The organism is Arthrobacter sp. P1_B3 (assembly GCF_056406615.1).
The window spans coordinates 300431-322313 of the sequence record NZ_JBFTZV010000002.1; the positions used below are offsets into that span (position 1 = coordinate 300431).

Below are 21883 nucleotides of genomic sequence, written 5' to 3' on the forward strand. Positions count from 1 at the left end.
GTTTCGCTGGCGAGTTCCGCACTAACGCGCCCATTCGCCAAAGATGGCCGCTATGAGAGCTCTCATAGCGGCCATTTTCGTCGAATCGGCAGGGCGTCCGGTACACAATTAATGATCATCATGCTTACTATTGACGTTTGTTAGGCACATCGATGGAGAAACTGCTCACTGGGGGCAGGCAGAGACGTGCCGGAGATGGAGTTTGCTATGAGCGTTGAGCAGGGAATGACCCCGTTGACTGATGATGAGCTGATGGCGCAGGGCGGCACCGCCCTTCCGGACAAGGAGGTCGCCTCCGTCCTGGACCTGAACGCCGACCTGAACCTGGGGATCAGCGCCGCGGCGCCGATCGACCTCGGTATCGCCGCCAACGCCAACGTTGCCGCGCCGATTGATGCCGCTGCCTCGGCAAACGTGCTCTCCTTCGGGTCTGAGTCCCAGGCCCTCGCCGACCAGGGCACCATCATCAACCAAGGCGTCACGGGCAACGCCACGGCAGACTCCACCCAGGACAGCGTTATCGATCAGGGCGCCGGCACGGATGCCGGGACCACAGCAGGTTCTGCCGCAGCGCCTGCCCCCACGGATCCGGCCACAGCCGATCTCGCCGGTGCCGTTCCTGCCGACGCCGTCCCTGCCGACGGCACGGGCGTCCTGCCCGATGGCACGGCCCCGGACCTGGGCGGCGCGCTGCCGACGGATGTGGCCGGAGCCGCAGGCGCCGCGGGTGCCCTCAGCGGCAACCTGCTCAACGTCGACGTGAACCTGGACGCCAACGCGGGCATCGCAGCACCCATCAATGGCGCGGTGGCCGCCAACGCCAACGTCGCCGCGCCGATCGACGCGGCCGTCGGCGCCAACATCGGCTCAATCGACAGCAACGCGTTCGCCGTCGCCCAGCAGGATGCCATCATCAACCAGGACATCCATGGCGACGCCACGGCGTCGGCTGACCAGCAGTCCGACCTGAAGCAGTAGCACCTAGATGAACACTGTGCACGGAGGGCCGTCCGGGCAGGACGGCCCTCCGGTCCTGCCTGCCACCGGCGGCGTCGGCTCTGCCTCGACCGGCAGCGCCACGTCCGACGCCGGATCCGGCGCCGGAACTGCCGGCCCGGGTACTGCCGGCCCGGGTACTGCCGGCGCCGGTACTGCCGGCCCCGGTACAGCCGGCCCGGCGTCGTCCGTGGCCGTCGGCCTGCAGCCGGTGCCGGTGCGGGCCGCCGGCATCCAGCTGATCGGCGAGGCGAAGGGGTCCGGCTACAAGGAAGCCCCGTCCCTGGTGCGCCGCTCCGACGGCCAGACCATCCAGCTCACCCGCCTGCTGTACTTGGTGCTCGAGGCGATCGACGGCCGGCGGGGCCCGGAAGAAATCGCCGGGCACGCCAGCAGCAGTTTCGGACGTCTTGTCAGTGCCGAGAACGTCCAGACGCTGATCACCTCCCAGCTCCTCCCGCTCGGCCTCCTCCGGCTGGCGGACGGTTCCGAGCCCGCAGTGAAGAAATCGAACCCGCTGCTGGGCATGCGCTTCCGGTATTCGGTGACCGATCCGGACCGCACCCGGAAGATCACGGCGCCGTTCGCCACGCTGTTCAACCCCGTGATCGTTGTGGCCGTGACCGCTGCCTTCCTGGTCACGTGCTGGTGGGTGCTGATGGTCAAGGGGCTGGCATCGGCCACCCATGAAGCCTTCGCCAACCCCGGACTGGTCCTCCTGATCCTGGTGGTCACGGTGCTCTCCGCCGGTTTCCATGAGTTCGGCCACGCCGCCGCCGCCCGCCGCGGCGGCGCCACCCCCGGCGCCATGGGCACGGGCCTGTACCTCATGTGGCCGGCCTTCTACACGGACGTCACCGACTCCTACCGGCTGGGGCGGGGCGGCCGGCTGCGCACCGACCTTGGCGGACTCTACTTCAACGCAATCGTGGCCGTCGCGATCATGGGCATCTGGTGGGCCACCGGCTTCGATGCGCTGCTGCTGGTGGTGGTCACCCAGATCCTGCAGATGGTCCGGCAGCTGATGCCGCTGGTCCGCTTTGACGGCTATCACATCCTGGCCGACGCTACCGGCGTCCCGGACCTGTTCCAGCGCATCAAGCCCACCCTGCTGGCACTGGTGCCGTGGCGCAGGACAGATCCCGAAGCCAGGCTCCTGAAGCCCTGGGCCCGGGCCGTGGTCACCATCTGGGTGCTGGTCACGGTTCCCCTGCTGCTCTTCAGCATGGCCACCATGGTGCTGACCCTGCCGCGCGTCCTGGGCACCGCCTGGGACAACGGACTCAAGCAGCAGGCCATGCTCTCCCACAGCCTCGCCGCCGGGGACATTGCCGACGCCGCCGTCCGGGTGATCGCGATCGCCTGCCTGGCATTGCCGGTGCTGGGCATCCTGTACATCCTGCTGCGCCTGGTCCGCCAGCTGGTCACCGGGCTGTGGCGGAAGACCCGCGGCAAGGCCCTGCAGCGCGCCACCGCAATGGTAGCCGTCGCGGCTGTGGCCGCGGGCCTCGCCTGGGCCTGGTGGCCCGGCGGTGACACCTACCGCCCCGTCCAGCCCTACGAGCGCGGCACCCTGGCCGACGCCACCACGGCAGTCTTCCCGGCCGCCGCCACGGGCCGGATGGCGGAGGGCCAGTCGGGCAAAACCGTTGCCCTGTGGCCGGAGGGCGCCCGGAAGCCCACCCGCGACGAGCCGCAGCTGAGCATGGTCCTGGTGCCCCGGCAGGGAGCCCCAGCCGGCACGGCCGGCGCGGCGGCGCCGTCGTGGGTGTTCCCCTTCGACAAGCCTGCCGCTCCGGAGGATGACGGCAACCAGTCCCTCGCGGTCAACACCACTGACGGTTCTGTGGTCTACGACGTCGCCTTCGCCCTGGTCTGGGCGGACGACGGCGACGCCGTGGACACCAAGAATGAGGCCTACGCCTTTGCCAGCTGCGCGGACTGCGCCGCAGTGGCCGTGGGCTTCCAGGTGGTCCTGATTGTGGGCCAGACCGATGTGATCGTCCCGAAGAACCTCTCGGCGTCGGCCAACTACAGCTGCCTCCGGTGCCTGACGTACGCCCTGGCGAGCCAACTGGTGCTCACCCTTGACGGGCCCCTGAGCGGCGACGGCATGGCCAGGCTCAACGCCCTGTGGCAGGAGATCGCGGCCTACGGCAAGGACCTGCGGAACCAGCCGCTCTCGGAGATCCAGGGCCGGCTTAGCGCGTACAAGGAACAGATCATGGCGGTCATCAAGGCCGATCCGAGTGCCACCCCGGCCGGGTCCTCCGGCACGAGAGCGACGCCGGGCGCAACGCCTGGTGCCACGCCGGGTGCGACGTCTGGCGCCACGCCTGGTGCGACTCCCGGCGCCACTGCGGGAGCGACCCCCGGCAGCACGCAGGCCCCGGCCCCGGGACCCACCGGAGTGACGGCGCCGGCTGGCGGTGCGGCGTCGTCCGGTCCCGCTCCGGGCTCCGTTGCCACGGTGCCGGCAGAGCAGCAACCGACTGCGCCGGCTCCCGCGTCGGGCACGGTCTCACCAGCGCCCGCGTCGACCGGGCCGCCGGCACCCTAAGCCGGGGACGCGAACGGCAGCCGAATTGACGCAGATGGCCGGAATGAGGACTCCATTCCGGCCATCTGCGTCAGATCGGTACTCCAGCAGATCGGCGCTCCGTCACATCGGAGCTTCCCGTCGCCTTCCCGGCGCCTCCAACCGCCGGGCACCCGCTGCCGGGCCTTCCATTCATCCGCGACGATGGTGTACACCATTTCCGTGGCCCGTTCGTCCATTTGGTGCCACGTTGGCCTGCCACTTTCCACCTGCCGAGATTCCAGGCCCATGCCGAGCCGTTGGACCCGGCACCCATCACGGAGAGGTAACACGATGAGACTAACGCTGACAGAGTTCCTCACATTGGACGGCGTGGCGCAGGGTCCTGGATCGCCCGAGGAGGACACCAGCGACGGCTTCTCACAGGGAGGTTGGTTCGTCCCCTTCCTGGACGAGGATTTCGTCCGGCGGGCGGCGGCCTGGCTCGGTGAGGCGGATGCGTTGCTGTTCGGCCGTCGGACCTACGAGAACTTTGCGAGGGACTGGCCGAGAATCACGGACCCTGATGATCCGTTCTCCGAAAAGATGAATGGGTTGCCGAAGTACGTGGCCTCGCACACCCTGGCGAAGGCTGGTTGGGCACCGACGACGATCCTGTCCGGCGACGTCCCCGCACAAGTCGCTGAGTTGAAGAGGCAGCCCGGCAGGGAATTGCAGATCCACGGGAGTGCCCGGCTGGCCCAGTCGCTGCTGGGCGCGGGGCTGATCGACGAATTGCGGCTGGTGATCGCCCCGGTGGTGGTAAGTAACGGCAGGCGGCTGTTTCCGCCGGGAGGCGCCCCGGCGGGCCTGCATCTGGTCCGCAATGAGACAACGCCGGGCGGACTCGCGATTCTTGTCTATGAGTCGGCAGGGCTTCCCACGTACGGGACCTATGATCCTGCTTCGTCCCGCGGTTGAGCCTGTCGGACCATTGATCCTGTCGAACCATTGAGCCCGTCGAACCATTGAGCCTGTCGAACCCCGGGGGCATCTGAAAGGTGTCCCCTGGACCTACCTGTCAACGTCTCGGTGGGGCCCGGCTAGCGGGCCTTCCATTCCTCCGCGAGGATGGCGTACACCACCTCCGTGGCCCATTCGCCCTTGTAGTGCCACTTGTCCACCTGGCGTGATTCCAGGCGCATGCCGAGCCGCTCACAAAGCGCCGCCGAGTCCGTGTTCAGGGCATCGAGCTTGGCGTCGATGCGGTGAAAGCCCAGGTCCTCAAAACCGAGCTTGAGCAGCGCCCGGGCAGCCTCGCTCGCGATGCCCCGGCCCCGCGCTTCGGGGGCCAGGCTCCAGCCGATCTCGGCCTGCCCGCATCCCTCCAGCCACTTCAGCACCACCTCGCCGAGCAGCCCCGGCGAGTCCGCGGCCTCAATGGCCAGGGCCACCCAGTCGCCCTCCTTCTCGAACTCGAAGTTGGCGTACCGTCCCACCGTTTCCATCGACTGCGTGTAACTCTTGGCCTCGCGGGGCAGGAACCGGGCGGTTTCCGGGAGCGAGTGGTACGCGTGGAAGGCATCGAGGTCGGAGGCCTCAAAGCGCCGCAGCACTAGCCGTTCGGTGCGGATGGGCAGCGGAGGGAGGGGCTTAGGTTCGGTCATGCCTCCAACGCTACCCATCGATTGCTCCGTAAGCGCCGTTTTGAGCCGCCACAAGGGCGGTTACGGAGCAACCGATGCCTGGGCGACGACGGCGGCCGTCGCCTCGGCGATCGCGCGCTCCTCGTCGGTGGGGACCACCAGGACAGGCAGGGCCGACGTCGGGGTGGAAATGACCCGGGGTTCCTTGGACCGCTCCCGGTTCAGCCCGACATCGAGTTCGACGCCGAGGGCGCCGAGCCGCTGCGCCACCAGGTTCCGGAACTGGTGCGAGTTCTCCCCGATCCCGGCCGTGAACACGAGGGCCTTCGCACCGCCAACGGCCACGTGGTAGCCGCCGATGTACTTCGCGAGCCGGTAGGACGCGACCGCCAGGGCCATGGCCGCCTTGGCGTCGCCGGCTTCCGCGGCCTCCACCACCGAGCGCATGTCGTTGTTACCGGCCAGGCCCTTGAGCCCGGACTGCCGGTTCAGCATCGAATCCAGGTCCTCGGGAGACCAGCCGTTCCGGCCCAGGAAGACCAGGATGGACGGATCGAGGTCCCCGGAGCGGGTCCCCATGACGAGGCCCTCGAGGGGCGTGAATCCCATGGAGGTGTCGATTGAGTGGCCGCCGCGGATCGCCGTGACCGAGGCGCCGTTCCCCAGGTGGGCGATGACGGCGTCGAACTCCTCGACCGGAACATCCAGCAGCGCTGCCGCCCGGTGCGCCACGTATTCGTGCGAGGTGCCGTGGAACCCGTAGCGGCGGATCCCGTGTTGTGTGTAGAGCTCGTCCGGCACCGCGTAACGCCAGGCGTGCTCGGGCAGGGTGCGGTGGAAGGCTGTGTCGAACACGGCCACCTGCGGCAGCTCGGGCCATTTCTTCGAGATCGCGCGGATGCCAAGGACATTGGCGGGGTTGTGCAGCGGCGCGAGCGGGTTCAGCCGTTCAATGGCCCGGGTGATCTCGTTGTTGACCAGCACCGGCTCGGCGAAGCGCTCCCCGCCGTGCACCACGCGGTGGCCCACGGCATCGAGCTCACGGTCCCCCAAGGCTTCGTGGATGGCCGCGCCCACCTGCTCCAGCGCCTCGGCGTGGTCGCGGGGGCCCTCGATCTGGCCGTCGCCCTCACCGCCGGCACCCATGCCGATCTTCTCGACCAGGCCCTCGGTGAGCACGCTGCCGGCCTCGACGTCGCGCACCTGGTACTTGAGCGAGGACGAGCCGGAGTTGATGACGAGCACGAGCATGGGGCCTCCTAAGCCTTGGCTTCGACGCTACCGTCGAGGGTGCGTCGGGACTGGCATCACGCCGGAGCCTGGCCGAGCGCTCCGTCGGTTCCACTATAAATTGCCGGACCCGGCAAGGGCGCCAATCCGTTGCGAAAGCCGCGGCGGAGCCGGCCTGCCCGGCCCCTTTCAAGGTGCCGCGAGGAAGGCCCGGGCCTGCGGCGTGGGTGCCTAGACCCGTTGGACCTGCGGACCGGCAATGGGGTAAGTTTGCCGGGGTGCTGGGGGGGCCCGCTCCGCCCGAACCGGCGGAGGACGACCCCGACAGAAGGGCCTTTGGATGGATGCCGGTGGGCTGAAAAGGACTTGGTCCATGGCGGCCGCGCTCGGGGACGAAGTCCCCCTGTACTTCTACTCGCACTTATTCCTGTCCCACCCGGAGCTACGCGAAATGTTCCCGGTCTCGATGGCCGGCCAGCGGGACAAACTCTTCGCCGCCCTCGGGCACATTGTGAGCCACGCGGATCAAATTGACGAGGTGGCCGGATTCATCGGCCAACTCGGCCGCGACCATCGCCGCTTCTCCGTAACGCCTGAGCAGTACTCGATGGTGGGGGCTTCCTTCCTGGCGACGCTGCAGAAGTACCTCGGTCCGGAATGGACCGACGAGGTGGCGCAGTCGTGGGCCGAGGCGTACGGACTGATCGCCAAGGTCATGGTCATGGCCGCCGAGGAGGCCTCGGATACTACTCCGCCGTGGTGGGAAGGCGAGGTCACCGCCGTCGAGCGCCGAAGCCTGGATGTCACGGTCCTGGAGGTCCGCGTCGCGGACGGCTTCACCTACTCGCCCGGCCAGTCGGCCTCGGTGGAGGTTCCCGCCCTCCCGCGGACCTGGCGCTTCCTGAGTCCTGCCAACGCCCCCCGCGCCGACGGCACAATCGAACTGCACGTCCAGCTGATTCCCGGAGGCCTCTTCAGCACCGCCGCCGTCCGCCGGACCAAGGTGGGCGATACGGTGCGCATCGGCGCCCCTGTAGGGGACCAGCTCGCCCTCGAGGGTTCACGGGACCTGCTCATGGTTGCCGGCGGGACCGGACTCGCCCCGATGGCCGCGATCGTCGACGCCGTCCGGCAGCAATGGGGCGAGTACGGGAGCGGGCCGCGGGTGGACCTCTTCCACGGGGCACGGGTCCCGTGGAACCTCTACGACCAGCAGCGGCTCGCCGAGCTCGCGTTGAGGGAGCCGTGGTTCAGCTACCACCCGGTCGTCTCCGACGACGCCACCTTCCCGGGCGCCCAGGGCTACGTGGGCACCGTGGCAGCGGCACACCCCGAGGCATCCCGCCGTCTGGCCCTCGTGGCCGGATCGACGGCGATGGTGGGGCACACCATCAGCGAACTCGTTGCGGCGGGCACCCCGCGCGCCGATATACGGTACGAAGACTACGCAGGTGTCGAGGACAACTCCTCTGCCACCGGCGCAGACCAGGGAGAGGTATACCATGAGCACCGCTAGCCCAGAAGGCCGCATCAGCCCTTCCGACGTCCGCAACGCCTCGTTCGAGGTGGTGGGACGCGGGTACGACCAGCAATCCGTCCACGAGTTCCTTCGCGCTGTTGCCGAGCAACTCGAGGCGGACCAGCGCCAGCCGGGCGCAGTAAGTCCCCAAGCCAAGGACGAGATGGTCAAGGTCATCACGCAGGCGCAGATTCTCGCCGAGAAGTTCGTGGCCGAGGCCGAGCAGTACTCGAAGGACCTCGTAGCCAGCGCCCGCACGCAGTACAGCGAGATCCTGCGCCGCGCCGAGGATTCCGTGGCCACGCGGGAGGCCGTTCCTGTGCCGGCGGCCACGGCGGCCGGCTACACCGACACCATTCAGGAAATCGAGTATGTCCGCACCTACACCAAGGTGGCCCAGGTCCAGCTGCGCGCCGTGATCGATGCCCTGGCCGAGCAAGTGGACCGGCTCGGGGACCTCCCCGTGGCCCGCGCCGACCGCAGCAGCAACGAGTAGCACCAAGCCCTAGGCTCCGGCGCGCCCCGCCTGCGCGGGCTGCGCGTCGGAGTCTAGCGCCTCGGCTGACGCGCTGTCAGTCACGGACTGCGCCTGCACGGCGGTGATGGCCACCGTGTTCACGATGTCCTCCACGGTGCACCCGCGGGAGAGGTCGTTGACCGGCTTCCGGAGCCCCTGCAGGACGGGCCCGACGGCGACCGCGCCCGAGGACTGCTGCACCGCCTTGTAGGTGTTGTTGCCGGTGTTGAGGTCCGGGAAGATGAACACGGTGGCCTGCCCGGCGACGGACGAGCCGGGCATCTTGGACTGGGCGATCGCGGCGTCCACGGCGGCGTCGTACTGGATGGGGCCCTCGACGGCGAGATCCGGGCGGCGGTCCTTCACGACTTCGGTGGCCTGCCGGACTTTGTCCACTGCTTCCCCGGTCCCGGACCCGCCGGTGGAGTAGGACAGCATGGCCACCCGCGGCTCCACGCCGAACTGGGCTGCGGTCTCGGCTGAGGCCAGCGCGATATCCGCCAGTTGCTCCGCGTTCGGGTCAGGGTTGACCGCGCAGTCGCCGTAGACCAGCACCCGGTCCGGCATCAGCATCAGGAACACCGAGGAGACGATCTTTACGCCGTCCCGCGTCTTGACGAACTCCAGCGCGGGCCGGATGGTGTGGGCCGTGGTGTGCGCGGCGCCGGACACCATGCCGTCCACCACTCCGAGCTGCACCATCATGGTGCCGAAGTAGCTGCCGTCGAGCATGACTTCCAGCGCCCGGGCCAGGTCCACGCCCTTGTGCGCCCGCAGCTCCGCGTACTTCTGAGCAAACTGCTGGCGCAGCTCCGACGTCGCGGGGTCCACGATGCTCATGCCGGAGAGGTCGATGCCCTGGGTGGACGCCAGCTCCCGGACTGCCGACTCGTTGCCCAGGATCGTGAGGTCGCAGACGTCCCGCCGGTGCAGAATTTCGGCGGCCCGCAGGATCCGCACGTCGTTGCCCTCGGGCAGGACAATGTGCCGGCGCTGCAGCCGGGCCCGCTCAATGAGGTCGTGCAGGAACCGCAGCGGCGTCATCCGCTCCAGCCGCGGCAGGTGCAGCCGCTCCACCAGCTCGGCCTCGTCCACGCGCTTCGCCCACAGCCCCACGGCCGAGGCCACCTTGCGGCGGTGCCCCGACCAGATCTCGCTGCGGACCTCGGACACCCGTTTGGCGGTGGTGTAGGTATCGTCCGGGGCCGCGAACACGGGGAATGGCGCCTGCGCCAGCAGCGAGTAGATGTTGGGGTCCGGGGCCAGGCCGCCGGTGAGGATGAGGGCCGACGGCACCGGAAACTCCGGCGAGAACGACGACGCGAGGCACGCGACCATCACGTCCGCACGGTCACCCGGGACGATCACCAGGGCGCCGTCGTCGAGCACGTGCAGGAAGTTGGCCACGTTCATCGCCGCCACCTTGATGGAATGGACGTCGCGTTCCATGTCCTGCCGGCCGGCCACCTGGCGGATCCCGAGGGCCGAGGCCACCTCCCCGGTGGTGGGCCGTGCGATGTCCTCCAGCTCGGGGAAGACGTAGACGGGGCGGCCGGACGCGCCGGGCTTCACGGCGGCGATGATCCCGTCCACGTCCTCCGGGTCGGCGCGGTTCACCATGATGGCCAGGAGGCTGCAGCGTTCCGCCGCCAGTTCCTTGCGGGCAACCTCGACGGCATCGGCAGCCTCCGCGACGGTCCGCCCCTTCGCGCCCACCACGGCCACGATCGAGGCGGCCAGGTTGTTCGCCAGGCGAGCGTTGAGGTCGAATTCGACGGCGGCATCCTGGCCGGTGAGGTCCGTCCCCTCCACTATCACGACGTCGCAGTGGCGGGACATTTCGGCGAAGATCTCCACGCAGCGGGCGTCGATCTCGGCCCTGTTTCCCTCGGCCAGCAGCCCGCGGACCTCGGCAAAGGTCAGGCCGCCGCGGCAGCGCTGGTCGTCAAGATCGAACCGGGCCTTCATCAGCGCCACCATCGGGTCCGCCGCGGCGTCGTTGCCGTGAACCACAGGCTTGAAGAAGCCGATCCGGTCCGCGTGCCGGTGGAGGGTGTCCGCCAGCCCCAGCGCTATGAGGGACTTGCCGGAGCCCGGGGTGGTCGCGCTGACGTAAATTCCTTTGGCCATGATCCGCCCTTTGCTGTGCTGGTGCAGGTCCTCCTATCCTGTCACCTCCTGCGGCGACCTGGGCCAGGCAGAGCGTGAGTCAACCCACTATGAATGGCTGGGGGCCACTGCTTCCGCCAGTTGACCGGCGCGACGCAGCATCAGCGCCGTCCGGCGCACAACGCAGACCAGTTCGCCGTCCTGGTTGTAGCCGCGGTGTTCGATGCCCACAATTCCGGTGTCCGGACGCGACTTCGATTCACGCTTGTCCAAGGCCTCGGTCTCCACCCGCAGCGTGTCACCGAAGAACACCGGCTTAGGGAACTCGATGTCCCGGAAGCCAAGATTTCCCAGGGTAGTGCCGAGGGTGGTGTCCTGGACGGGGATTCCCGTGACAAGACCCAGGGTGAAAATGCTGTTGACGATCTGGCGCCCAAACATGCTCTTCTTGGCGAACTCCGCATCCAGGTGCAGCGGCTGGACGTTCATGGTCAGTGCAGTGATCAGCAGGTTGTCCGTCTCGGTGACAGTCCTGGTGACCTCGTGCCTGATGACGTCGCCGACGGTGAAGTCCTCGTAATACATTCCGGCCATGACTGGCCTCCTTTGCTTGGGTGGGTTTTGTTGAGGTAGCGGTTACGCGGCGGCGAGGGCGAGAGCCTCGCGGGCGTGGTTGGCGTGGGCCAGGTCAATGTGGTCCCCGCGGTAGGAGACGGCCCCGTGGCCGTTGCGCTGGCCTTCCTCGAAAGCCTCGATCAGGCCCTCGTAGTAGCCTTTCAGCGTCTCTGTCAGGCCGTATTCCTCGTTGGCGATCGGAGCGTGCGACGGGTGGATCAGCACCTGCCCGGTGTAGCCCAGGCCGCTGTTGTCCTGCGCGAAGCTGCGCATCCCCTCCAGGTTCCGCACCTCCTGCCAGAGCCCCAGGACAATGGTGCGGATGCCGGCGGAACGGGCCGCCACCACCACTTTGCTCCGGAGGTACAGCGTCTCCATTCCCGCGGCGGTCCAGCGGAAGCCGACCTCCCGGGAGACGTCCGCATCCTTGGCGGCCGCTGCCATCACCCCGCCAACCCGCGGCCCGGCCAGGATCTCATCCACTTTATTGATGGAGGCGGCGGTTTCGAGGGAGGGCACCAGTTCAACGGTTCCGCGGGCAATGCCGTGGTCGAGCTCCGCCGCCGTCACCAGCGCATCGAACCGGACCACGTCATCCCGGGAGAACAGCTTGGGGAGCAGGAATGCGGTCAGGTTGCGGTGGGTCACGTCGGCCACGTCACGGCCGAAGAAGATGGTGTCCAGGGCGTTGGGCCGGACCAGGATGCCCTTTGAGCCGTCGTGGGCTTCCAGAGCTTCGCGGGCGTTGGTGCGGGCCAGTTCCTTGTCGTGCTCGGGGACGGAGTCCTCCAGGTCGATGATGATGGCGTCGGCCTCGGAGTTCAGCGCCTTGTCGATCCAGTCCCGTTTGTGCCCGGGGACAAAGAGCAACGAACGGTATGGCCTCATGCCGCCACCTCCTCGGTGATCTTGGTCAGCAGGGTGCCGGCGGCCATGGAATCGCCCACGACGGCGGTGATCTCACCGACCACGCCGGAGGCCGGCGCGGTGATGGGGTTCTCCATCTTCATCGCTTCCAGAACAAACAGCACGTCGCCCTTGGCCACCCTCTGCCCGGCGGCCGCGTTGATCTTGATGATGGTGCCCTGCATCGGTGCCTTGACGGTTCCGTCGCTGACTTTCTCGCGCTTGGCCCTTGCCTGCCGCGTCCGGCCGGTGGCGGCCGCCGGGTCTGCGGCTGACGGATCGGCCAGGGCGGGGGCGGCGTTGCCGTAGCCGCCCGCGCTGCCGTAGTCGTTGAACGTGGGGATGATGTAGAAGCGTCCGCCCACCTCCACGTTGGCGCGGTCCACGGGCTCGGGTTCCGTGAAGTCAACGGTTTCTTCCAGCCACAGGGTGCTGAAGCGAAGCTCCTGGAAATCCGGGTGCGCAACAATCGTCTGCGCGGCGGGGGCCGTGGTGGGTACGCCCTCGATCTGCAGCCGCTCCAGGCCGCCGAGCAGGCGCTTGATGGCCGTCTCGCGGTCCGGGCCGTAGGCAATCAGCTTGCCGATGAGGCTGTCGTACAGCGGCAGCACCGTGTCGCCGGACTCGTAGCCCGCGTCGAACCGCAGGCCCTCGCCCACGGGCGCAGTGAGGAGGTGCACCGGACCCGGGGCGGGCAGGAACCGGCCCTCCGCGACGTCCTCGGCGTTGATGCGTGCCTCGATGGCTGCACCCTTGGGCGTCAGGTTGCCCATGATGGACAGCTCCTCGCCCGCCGCCACGCGGATCTGCTCCGCGATGAGGTCCACGCCGTGCACCATTTCGGTGACCGGGTGTTCCACCTGGATGCGGGTGTTCATTTCGAGGAAGTAGAACTTCTCGTCCTCCACAAGGAACTCAACGGTGCCGGCGCCGACGTAGCCAACCTCGCGGGCCAGCCGGACGGCGGCCTCACCCATGTTCCGGCGCAGGGTGTCGGAGAGACCGGGGGCCGGGGACTCCTCCACCAGCTTCTGGTGGCGGCGCTGCACGGAGCAGTCGCGGTCACCCACATAGACGGTGTTTCCGTGCGTGTCGGCGAAGACCTGGACCTCAACGTGGCGTGCGTGGGTGAGGTACCGCTCGAGGTAGACCTCGCCGTTGCCGAAGGCCGCTGTGGCTTCACGGACGGCGGCGTCGAAGGCTTCTTTGGCCTGGGGTTCGGAGTCGATGCGGCGCATGCCGCGTCCGCCCCCACCAGCTGAGGCCTTCACCAGGACGGGGTAGCCGTGCTCAGCGCCGAACGCCTCGACGGCGGCCGCGCTGGCAATGGCTCCATCGGTGCCCGGTGCCAGGGGGACCTGGACGCGGATGGCCACATCGCGGGCAGCCACTTTGCCGCCCATGGTGGTGATGGCATGCGCGGACGGTCCGATGAATGTCAGGCCCGCGTCCGCAACGGCTAACGCGAATTCCGGGTTCTCGGACAGGAAGCCGTAGCCCGGGTGAATGGCCTCGGCACCCGATTCGAGCGCCGCCGCGATGATCTTGGGGATGCTCAGGTAGTTGCTGCTGGCGGGACCATCGCCGAGGTCGATGGCGGTGTCCGCCGCCCGGACGTGCATGGACGCGGCGTCCGCCGTCGAATAAACGGCAACGGACTCGACGCCGAGGGTGCGGCAGCTGCGTGCCACCCGGACGGCGATTTCGCCGCGGTTGGCGATCAGGATTTTGCTGAACATGATTGTCCTTAGAGCTAGGGCGCCGAAATCAGCGCAGGATGCAGGCGTTGCGGCATTGGCCGATGCCGTCGATCGAGGTGGTGACGACGCTGCCGTCGGTGAGGAGTTCCTTGGGAGTGCGGCCGTCGCCTACGCCTCCCGGCGTGCCGGTGAGAATCACATCGCCCGGGTGCAGCGTGGTGATCGCGGAAATGTAGCGGACCAGGTCAACGGGGCTGAACACCAGGTCGCTGGTGTGCGCCTTTTGTTTGGCGACACCATCCACCGAGCAGGAAATCTCCAGGTCCGGCGCGTGTCCGGCGTCATCGGCCGTCAGCAGGAACGGACCCAGCGGGGTGGTGGCGTCGAAGGTCTTGCCCTGCAGCCACTCGGGCGTCCGGCGCTGGAAGTCGCGGGCTGAGATGTCGTTTGCCACCGTGAAACCGGCGATCGCCGCCGCGGCTTCCTCTGCCGAGGCCCGCGAGACCCTGTTTCCGATAACGACGGCGAGCTCGGCCTCCCAGTCCACGGATTCGGAACCCGGCGGCAGGACGATGGGATCGTTGGCGCCGATCAGGGCGTCCGAGAATTTGGCGAAGAGGGTGGGGTGCTGCGGCAGTTCCCGGCCCATCTCAAGGATGTGCTCGCGGTAGTTGAGCCCAACGCACACAATCTTTCCGGGAGCGGTGACCAGCGGCGCGAAGTCGGCCCCGTCAATCGCAAGGCGTGTGCCGCCGTCGTACTGGTCCACTGCCGGCGATCCGGCACGGAGCCATTCGCCGACGTCTGCAAACGGCAAGAGCGCCAGTACACCGTCCACCTCCACGGCGGCTGCGGTGCCGCCTTCGATCCGTACGGTTGCGAGTTTCATGCGCCCCATCCCAGGTTCGATTTCAGCTGAGCCTTCACGAGCTTTCCGGCCGCGGACCGCGGCAGCTGGTCGGCACCCAGGAAGACGATCTTTTTTGGAATCTTGTAGCCTGCCAGGTGCCCGCGGAGGAAGGTGGATAGTTCTTCGCCGTTCGCCTGCAGTCCGCTGCGGAGCACGACCACGGCCCGCACCTCCTCGTCCCAGCGCGGGTCCGGGACACCAACAACAGCTGCTTCCAGGACGGCGGGGTGCAGGTACAGCGCCTGCTCGATCTCGGCGGAATAGACATTCTCACCGCCGGTCTTGATCATTTCCTTCAGCCGGTCCCGGAAGAAGTAATACCCTCGCTCGTCCTGCACGGCCAGGTCTCCGGTGTGTAGCCAGCCGCCGCGGAAGGCCTCGGCGGTAGCTTCGGGCCGGCCATAGTAGCCGGTCATCAGGGACGGGCCCTTGACGCAGATCTCGCCGAGCTCACCCGGGGGAACCGGCTCGCCGAACGGATCCTGGAGCTGCGCCTCGGCCAGCAGGTACTCTGTGCCGATCGAACCGTCGACGGCGGGATCCAGCATGTCTTCCGGCTTGAGCCGGGTGACCATGGGCCCCGCCTCGGTGAGGCCGTAGCGGAAGTACAGTTCGGCGTCGGGCAGCAGGTCAGTGAAAAGCTGCTTGTCCGGCATCCGCAGCAGGCCGGCACCCGTATGGACCGCCTTGAGATGGGTCTTGATGGCCGGGTCCGCAAAGACGCCGTTTTCCATCAGCCGGCGCATCATGTTCGGGATGAGGAATGTGTTGGTGACCCGCTCCCGCCCCACTAGGTCCACGATCAATTCGTCGTTGAACTTCTCGGCGATCACGCTGGTGGCACCGGCGATGAAGTGCGGCACCAGCCAGCACAGCAGTGCCGCCGAGTGGAAGAACGGTGTGATGATCAGGCCGCGTTCCTCGCGGCGGCTGCCCATCCTGCAGTCGTACATTTCGTTGAATGCGTTGGCCGCTGCTGCCCTTTGGGACATGACCACGCCCTTGGGCGTACCAGTGCTTCCGCCCGTGTAGATGATGCAGAGCGGGCTGTCCAGTGTGGTGACATCCTCCAACGGACCGGATCCGGTGCGCAGGGCGTCGACCTCGGCACCCTGTCGGACCAGCCGCGGCAGCTCCTGCTCGGTTCGGCCCAGTATTTCCAGGGCCTCTTCCGCGTTGGGAATGAGCCGTTCCTCCACCAGGATGATCTTCGCGCCGGTCTCCTTGATGCCGGCCGCGAGCTCCGCCGGTGCCCAACGCCAGTTGTAGGCAACGTATGTTCCGCCGGCGGCCGCGACCCCAAAGAAGACTTCGGCATTAAAGGTCGAGTTTCCGGCCAGCACCCCCACGGTGTTACCCACGCCGACGCCGGCGTCCCGCAGGCCCCTCCCCAGGCCCCATGCGCTCTCGGCGAGCTCAGCGAAGGTCAGCCGGCGGGCGCCGTCGACGATGGCTTCGCGCGTCGGGTAGCGCCGGTGGTTGAGTTTGATCCACTCACCAATCGTTCGCATGATTGCTCCTCGGTGTGGCTGGTGCGGGTCCGACAAGCCGGACTCCGCAGTGCTTATTCTTCAACGAACAAGCGTTCGTTCGAAAGTTTAGTATGAGTTGGTTCCCTCCGCAAGAGGGATCCGAGTCCACAGTCGAGGGCGCTGACGGATCGGCGGGCAGGTGCGGAGAGGCACCCCCGGGAGCCCTTGCGCGAGATCCACATCACACCCTACACTTCGTACGAACGCTTGTTCATGTACGAACGCTTGTTCTTCTCCATCGAACCCCGGGTATATTGCCCCTAGGGTCCGAGCCCTCCCTGACGAAGAGGATGCGGAGTGTGGTTGCGGTTCGCTGCACACGACGGAGACCGGCGAACGCCACTGACTTTCCACCTATCCAAGGAGTGAGTTCCAATGTCGGAATTGACGAATCCTGTTCAGCCCCCGCCGCTCTTGGTGCTCGAAGCACCGACGTTCGATCCGAAGACAGCAAGGACCGCCGTGGCGAGCGGCACGTTCGGCACCGCACTGGAGTGGTTCGACTTCGCTGTGTACGGCACCCTGTCGGCAACCCTCTTCCCCCAGCTCTTCTTCCCCAGCTTTGATGCGAACTCGGCGATCCTCGCGTCGTTTGCCACCTTCGGGGCCGGCATGGTGGCCCGCCCCCTCGGCGGAATCGTCTTCGGTGCCTTGGGCGACAAGATCGGCCGACGCAACGTCCTGATGTTCACCCTTATCCTCATGGGCGTGTCCTCGGTGCTGATTGGCCTGCTGCCCACCTACGCCGTGGCGGGAATTGTTGCCCCGACGCTCCTGGTGGTGCTTCGCTTCCTCCAGGGCTTCGCCCTCGGCGGCGAGGCCACCGGCGTTCAAGTGCTCGTCGTCGAGCACGCGCCCACTAACCATCGAGGCCTGTTCGGCGGGATCCTGGCCACCGGCTCTCCGCTGGCGCAGACCTTCGCCTCGATCACCCTCACCGGGCTGGCGATGTTCCTTTCCAAGGACGCTTTTGCCGCGTGGGGCTGGAGGATCCCCTTCCTGATGGGTGTGCTGTTGCTCGTGGTGGGCGTATTCATCCGCCAGCGGGTCGAAGAAACTCCGGCTTTCAAGGAGAACCAGAGGAAAGCTGCCGAGTCCGCGGTTCCCCAGGAGCGTGCCCTGGCCGTGATCGCGAAGAAGCCGGGAACCGTCATCAAGCTGGTGCTGTCCTGGGCTGCGTCCGCTGGGCTGTTCTGGATCAGCGTCACCTACGCCGTGAACTACCTGACCAAGGAACTCGGTTACGAAAACTCGATCACCTTCGGCCTGCTGCTCGTGGCCAACCTGATCTCCATCCCGGCCGCTATTTTCGGCGGCAAGCTCAGCGACCGCATCGGCCGCAAGAAGACCTTCCTCCTCGGCCTGTCCTTGCAGGGTGTAGCTGCCGGCACAATGTTCCCCATCATGAACTCCATGAACTACCCCGCCAGCGTCGCGATCATCGCCCTGGCCCTGTGCGGCATCCAGGTCACTGCCGGTACCCAGGCGGCGTTCTTCTCGGAATCGCTCCCGACGAGCATGCGCTACACCGGCTCAGCCCTCGGCATGACCCTCGCCGGCCTGATCTTCGGCGCCCCTATCCCGTTCATTGCGGCCTGGATCTTCCAGAACACCGAGAACGGAACGGCCGCCCTGACGGCCATCGCCCTCAGCCTGGTGATCATCTCCGTCATTGCCACCCTGACGCTGCCGGAGCGGTTCAAGCAATCGCTGCAGGAGGAGCACTGACCACACTCGCCTGACGTCGCCGGCCTGACCGCACTGGCGGTCCGGCCAGTGACGCGGCAGCCAGCTTTAAGACCGGAACGCCCGGCCGGATATTCCAGCCGGGCGTTCCGGTTCTTGGCGGATTCCGACACTCTTGGGCGGTGTCCGAAAACGGCCGTTGGCGGTGTCCGAAAACGGCGCGAGGCGCTGCCTCGGCTACCTATGTGGCTGAGCTGTCCAGGACCACCCGACCGACGCGTTCGTCAGCGTCCGCGACCTTCAGCTCCCGCAGCGCCAGGCGCGTGTAGATCCGGACAATCTCCTCGAGCGAGAACCGGCCGCCGTGCTTGAACCAGCCTGCGATATGGGTGGCCTGGGCAACGAAGCTGTACACGTGGATTTTGGCGTCGATGACGTCCGCGAGTCCAGCCTGCCCCGCGGCGGACACCAGGACCTCCAGGAACGCTTCGTAGTCGGCGCGCTTCTTGATGACCACATCACGTGCACCCTGGGGCAGCGAGCGCAGCTCCGCGTTGCCAATGAAGACTTCCTGGGCACGCTCCGCGTGGAAGGTGATGTGCTCAGCCAGGGCAGCCTGGAGGAGATCGACACTGTCCCCTCCGTCCGCGTCAGCGACAGCTTGCCGGACGCGCTCGAGCAGGTCATCGATGATGCCCCCCATGATTTGCAGCAGGAGGTCTTCCTTGCTGTCGATGTGGTTGTAGAGGCTGCCGACCTTGAGCCCCGCGGACGAGGCCACCTGCCGCAGCGTGGTTGCATCGTAACCACGCTCGAAAAAAAGCTTGGCTGCGCCTTCCCGGATGGTCTGGGCAGTGTTTCGTTCCGCTCGGACGGTCATCTTGGCCTCCCCCTCAGTGATCGTGTCGGTCATATCTCCGCTAATCCTAACAAGCGTCCGCTTTTAGGGGCGGGGATATTGACATGGCTCCCAACATCCGCAAAACTCACTTTAGTCGTACGAACGCTCGTAAGCCAGTAGGAGACATCCGTGGAACCCCAGAGCACCCTGTTTGACAGCTTCTCCCTCGGAGGCCAGCCGCTGCGAAACCGCATTGTGCTGCCACCGCTGACCCGCAGCCGCGCCGATGATGACGGCGTGCCTACGCCACTCATGGAGGAGTACTACGGGCAACGTGCCGGTGCGGGCCTGGTGATCAGCGAGGGTGCCGTCATCACGCCCCAGGCTTCGGCCTACGCCCGGGTTCCCGGGCTCTACTCCCCGGACCAGGTGACGGCCTGGCGGCCGGTAGTGGAGGCCGCAAAGCGGGAGGGCGCCGTGGTCTACGCCCAGCTATGGCACGTGGGAAGGCAGTCCCATTCCAGTGTCCAGCCGGACGGCCTGCCCCCCAAGGCGCCTTCACCCGTTGCCATCACCGGTTACCAGTACCGCAGTGCGGCCGGCAGGATCCCTTACGAGACGCCCCGCGAACTGTCGGCGGCGGAGATCGCCGGGATTATCCAAGCTTACGGAGCGGCGGCCCGGAACGCGGTCCGGGCCGGATTCGACGGCGTGGAGCTGCACGCCGCCAACGGCTACCTGATCGATCAATTCCTCAACGACGGGTCCAACCGCCGGACCGACCACTACGGCGGCTCCCTCGAAAACCGTATGCGGTTCTTGCGCGAGGTAGTCACCGAGGTGGCCCGCCACCTTCCCATGGAACGCATCGGCGTCCGCCTCTCGCCGTCGTCGGAATGGATGGACGCCAACGACTCGGACAAGCGCACCCTGTATTCCTCGGTGGTGCGCCTTGTCAGTGACTTGGGAATCGCCTACCTCCACTTGGTGGAACCCGAGATCGCAGGGTCCACCACCGTGGAACGGCCGGCCGCGTCCGTCCCCACGGCCGAACTCGCTGCCTTGTTCGACGGCGTCGTCATCGTCACGGGTGGACATGACCAGGCTTCCGCCGAACAACTCCTCGCTGACGGAACGGCGGATCTGGTGGGCTTCGGCCGGCTCTTCATCGCTAACCCCGACCTCCCGGACCGCTTCCTGACCCAGGCGCCACTCGAACCCCTGCGCCCCACGGGCATCTACGGTGGTGGCCCCGAGGGCTACACCGACTATCCGTCGCTGGCAACAAGCAGCACCTGACGCGGGGGCCCAACGCCGGGCGCTCCGACTCGAACTCCTGAAGGAGACACAGCATCATGAGCAGCATTTCCCTCAATGTCCTGGTGACCGGAGCGGGCGGCGGCATGTGCCGCGGCATCAATGCCCGCCTCTCCGGGTCCGGCCACACCATCGTCTGCGTGGACCTCGACGCCGGGAGCAGCGAGGCGGCCGCCCGGGCCATCCGCGACTCCGGCGGGAAGGCCGTAGCGTTTGCCGCCGACGTGGCGGACGAGGCCGCCGTCGGCACGCTGCTGGCCGAGGTGACCGCCAAGGTGGGGCCCGTGCAGGCGCTGGTCAACGCGGCCGGCATCCTCGACCGGAAGTACCTCGCGGACAGCACCGCGGAGTCCTTCCGGCGCGCCTTGGACGTGAACCTGGTGGGTCCGTTCAACCTGATCAAGGCGTTTTCCCCCGGAATGATCGAGGCCGGCTGGGGGCGGATCGTCAACATCGCTTCGATCGCCGGCGTGACGGGCTACCCGTACCCGAGCTACGCCGCCTCCAAAGCCGGACTGGCCAACCTCACGCGCTCCCTCCTTGAGGACTTTTGGGGTACCGGAATCACAATCAACTCGATCTGCCCCGGCGTAGTGGACACCCCCATGGTCATCCAGGAGGTCCGTGACCAGGTACGCCGCCGCGTCCCCACCCAGACCATCGTTGACCCCGCCGAAATCGGCGCCATGATCGCGTACCTGCTGACGGACGACGCCCGCAACATCAACGGCGCGGACCTCCTGATCGACGGCGGCGCCACCAGACTCTTTTCGCTTTTCAATAACCATGCAGACTAAGACGATGCAGACCAACGGCATCACCATCACCGGGACCGCCCAGAAGGAGGCCTGGCAACGCCGCGTCCTCCCGCCGGTGGAGGTAGTGGCGCCCGGTGTCCACAGCGTTCCGGTTGCCTTTCCCGGAAATCCGATGCGCTACACGCTCAGCTACGTGCTGCTCGATGGCGATGAGTGCGTGGTGGTGGATCCCGGCTTTGACAGCGACGGGGGACACGGCCAGCTGATGGCTGCCCTGGGCCGTCTGGACGTGGGGCCGCGTGAAATCAGCGGGATCGTGGCCACGCATTTCCACACCGACCACCTCGGGATGGCGGCGCGCCTTGCGCGGGGCTCCGGCGCGTGGATCGCTTTGGGGCAACAGGAACGGCGGCACATCTCCGCGTTCGATGACGCCCATGCGGAATCGGAACGGGACCGCGAGCGCATGCGGACCTGGGGCGTCCCCGAGGGGCGGGTGGCCGAAGCCGCCATGAGCCCTCAGGGACTCCACGACATGCGGCGCCTCGCCGACCCCGACCGGCGGCTGGGCGATGCGGACACTCTGGCCGCGGCCGGACGTAACTGGCGCATTATGGAAACACCGGGCCACACCCCGGGGCACATCTGCATGTGGGATGACGACGGCGAACTGGTGTTGTCCGGCGACCATGTCCTCCCCCGCATCTCCCCCAACGTGTCCCTGGAGATCCGCGGCGACACCGATCCGCTGCGGCACAATATTGAGTCGCTGCAGCGGATCGCGGGCAACGACCACTACGAGGTCTGCCCTGCACACGAATACCGGTTCCGTGGCGTGGGCCACCGCGCAAGGGTCCTCGAAAAGCACATTGCGGAGCGTTCACGGGAAGTCCTGGACGTCCTGGGCAAGGGCGCGCCCACGGTGCACGAGGTGGCCCGGCAGCTCACATGGTCCCGGGGCTGGGAGTCGCTTGGCGCGCTGCAGTTCAGGCTGGCCTTGAGCGAGACGGCCGCCCACATCCGGTATCTGGCAACCTCCGGCGTCCACGCGGGGGTGCCGGGGCTGACCCCGGTGGTTTAAGG

General features: G+C 67.2%; 18 protein-coding genes. 9 read left to right on the forward strand and 9 right to left on the reverse strand.

The features are described 5' to 3' along the window. Nucleotides 1–207: 207 nt before the first annotated feature. The 3 genes from AC1D2F_RS04135 to AC1D2F_RS04145 all read left to right on the forward strand — a co-directional run bounded on the left by AC1D2F_RS04135 (nucleotide 208) and on the right by AC1D2F_RS04145 (nucleotide 4495). Entirely contained in the window at nucleotides 208–978 is a 771-nt protein-coding gene (locus AC1D2F_RS04135; protein WP_476966253.1) for a peptidoglycan-binding protein, read from the forward strand. A gap of 7 nt (nucleotides 979–985) precedes the next feature. Continuing rightward, entirely contained in the window at nucleotides 986–3556 is a 2571-nt protein-coding gene (locus tag AC1D2F_RS04140; RefSeq protein WP_476966254.1) for a hypothetical protein, read from the forward strand. Nucleotides 3557–3868: 312 nt separating this feature from the next. Continuing rightward, entirely contained in the window at nucleotides 3869–4495 is a 627-nt protein-coding gene (locus tag AC1D2F_RS04145; RefSeq protein ID WP_476966255.1) for a dihydrofolate reductase family protein, read from the forward strand. Between the two features lie 122 nt (nucleotides 4496–4617). Here AC1D2F_RS04145 and AC1D2F_RS04150 read toward each other — a convergent pair whose 3' ends face one another. Continuing rightward, nucleotides 4618–5181: a GNAT family N-acetyltransferase gene (locus AC1D2F_RS04150; RefSeq protein ID WP_364745128.1), complete on the reverse strand. Its 564-nt coding sequence runs from the start codon at nucleotides 5179–5181 to the stop codon at nucleotides 4618–4620. Nucleotides 5182–5241: 60 nt separating this feature from the next. Continuing rightward, nucleotides 5242–6411 (reverse strand): acetate kinase, encoded by a 1170-nt coding sequence (locus AC1D2F_RS04155; RefSeq protein ID WP_476966256.1) that lies wholly within the window; start codon nucleotides 6409–6411, stop codon nucleotides 5242–5244. Nucleotides 6412–6763: 352 nt separating this feature from the next. On the opposite strand from AC1D2F_RS04155, the gene AC1D2F_RS04160 reads away from it, so the two are divergent. Then, on the forward strand, nucleotides 6764–7906 hold the full coding sequence (locus AC1D2F_RS04160) for a globin domain-containing protein (protein WP_476966257.1): 1143 nt from the start codon (nucleotides 6764–6766) through the stop codon (nucleotides 7904–7906). After that, complete coding sequence (locus AC1D2F_RS04165; protein ID WP_229994448.1) at nucleotides 7893–8405, forward strand: DivIVA domain-containing protein; 513 nt, start codon at nucleotides 7893–7895, stop codon at nucleotides 8403–8405. The genes AC1D2F_RS04160 and AC1D2F_RS04165 overlap by 14 nt, the downstream gene beginning before the upstream one ends. 9 nt (nucleotides 8406–8414) lie before the next feature. On the opposite strand, the gene pta is transcribed toward AC1D2F_RS04165, so the two are convergent. From pta to AC1D2F_RS04195, 6 genes are all read right to left on the reverse strand, one after another. After that, nucleotides 8415–10556, reverse strand: a complete 2142-nt coding sequence (gene pta / locus AC1D2F_RS04170; RefSeq protein ID WP_364745120.1) for a phosphate acetyltransferase — start codon at nucleotides 10554–10556, stop codon at nucleotides 8415–8417. A gap of 87 nt (nucleotides 10557–10643) precedes the next feature. Continuing rightward, entirely contained in the window at nucleotides 10644–11129 is a 486-nt protein-coding gene (locus tag AC1D2F_RS04175) for a MaoC family dehydratase (RefSeq protein WP_229994446.1), read from the reverse strand. Nucleotides 11130–11171: 42 nt separating this feature from the next. Further along, nucleotides 11172–12038 carry an HpcH/HpaI aldolase/citrate lyase family protein gene (locus AC1D2F_RS04180; protein WP_476966258.1) on the reverse strand — a complete coding sequence of 289 codons (867 nt, stop codon included), beginning with the start codon at nucleotides 12036–12038 and terminating at the stop codon, nucleotides 11172–11174. Further along, entirely contained in the window at nucleotides 12035–13795 is a 1761-nt protein-coding gene (locus AC1D2F_RS04185) for an acetyl/propionyl/methylcrotonyl-CoA carboxylase subunit alpha (RefSeq protein WP_476966259.1), read from the reverse strand. Before AC1D2F_RS04185 ends, AC1D2F_RS04180 begins: the two co-directional genes overlap by 4 nt. Nucleotides 13796–13823: 28 nt before the next feature. Then, nucleotides 13824–14645, reverse strand: coding sequence for a fumarylacetoacetate hydrolase family protein (locus tag AC1D2F_RS04190; protein WP_364745110.1), 822 nt, complete (start codon nucleotides 14643–14645; stop codon nucleotides 13824–13826). Then, entirely contained in the window at nucleotides 14642–16177 is a 1536-nt protein-coding gene (locus tag AC1D2F_RS04195) for a class I adenylate-forming enzyme family protein (RefSeq protein ID WP_229994441.1), read from the reverse strand. Before AC1D2F_RS04195 ends, AC1D2F_RS04190 begins: the two co-directional genes overlap by 4 nt. A gap of 396 nt (nucleotides 16178–16573) precedes the next feature. Between AC1D2F_RS04195 and AC1D2F_RS04200 the strand changes: the two genes are divergently transcribed. Beyond that, nucleotides 16574–17926, forward strand: coding sequence for an MFS transporter (locus AC1D2F_RS04200; protein ID WP_229994440.1), 1353 nt, complete (start codon nucleotides 16574–16576; stop codon nucleotides 17924–17926). Nucleotides 17927–18125: 199 nt separating this feature from the next. Here the strand turns inward: AC1D2F_RS04200 and AC1D2F_RS04205 are convergent, their stop codons facing one another. Then, complete coding sequence (locus AC1D2F_RS04205) at nucleotides 18126–18797, reverse strand: TetR/AcrR family transcriptional regulator (RefSeq protein ID WP_364745106.1); 672 nt, start codon at nucleotides 18795–18797, stop codon at nucleotides 18126–18128. 117 nt (nucleotides 18798–18914) lie between these two features. Between AC1D2F_RS04205 and AC1D2F_RS04210 the strand changes: the two genes are divergently transcribed. Genes AC1D2F_RS04210 through AC1D2F_RS04220 form a run of 3 tightly spaced genes read left to right on the forward strand, consistent with a single transcriptional unit; the run spans nucleotide 18915 to nucleotide 21881 of the window. After that, nucleotides 18915–20024 (forward strand): alkene reductase, encoded by a 1110-nt coding sequence (locus AC1D2F_RS04210; protein WP_229994438.1) that lies wholly within the window; start codon nucleotides 18915–18917, stop codon nucleotides 20022–20024. Between the two features lie 56 nt (nucleotides 20025–20080). Further along, nucleotides 20081–20839 (forward strand): SDR family NAD(P)-dependent oxidoreductase, encoded by a 759-nt coding sequence (locus tag AC1D2F_RS04215; RefSeq protein WP_364745103.1) that lies wholly within the window; start codon nucleotides 20081–20083, stop codon nucleotides 20837–20839. Then, nucleotides 20829–21881 carry an MBL fold metallo-hydrolase gene (locus tag AC1D2F_RS04220; protein WP_476966260.1) on the forward strand — a complete coding sequence of 351 codons (1053 nt, stop codon included), beginning with the start codon at nucleotides 20829–20831 and terminating at the stop codon, nucleotides 21879–21881. Before AC1D2F_RS04215 ends, AC1D2F_RS04220 begins: the two co-directional genes overlap by 11 nt. The last annotated feature ends 2 nt before the right edge of the window (nucleotides 21882–21883 follow it).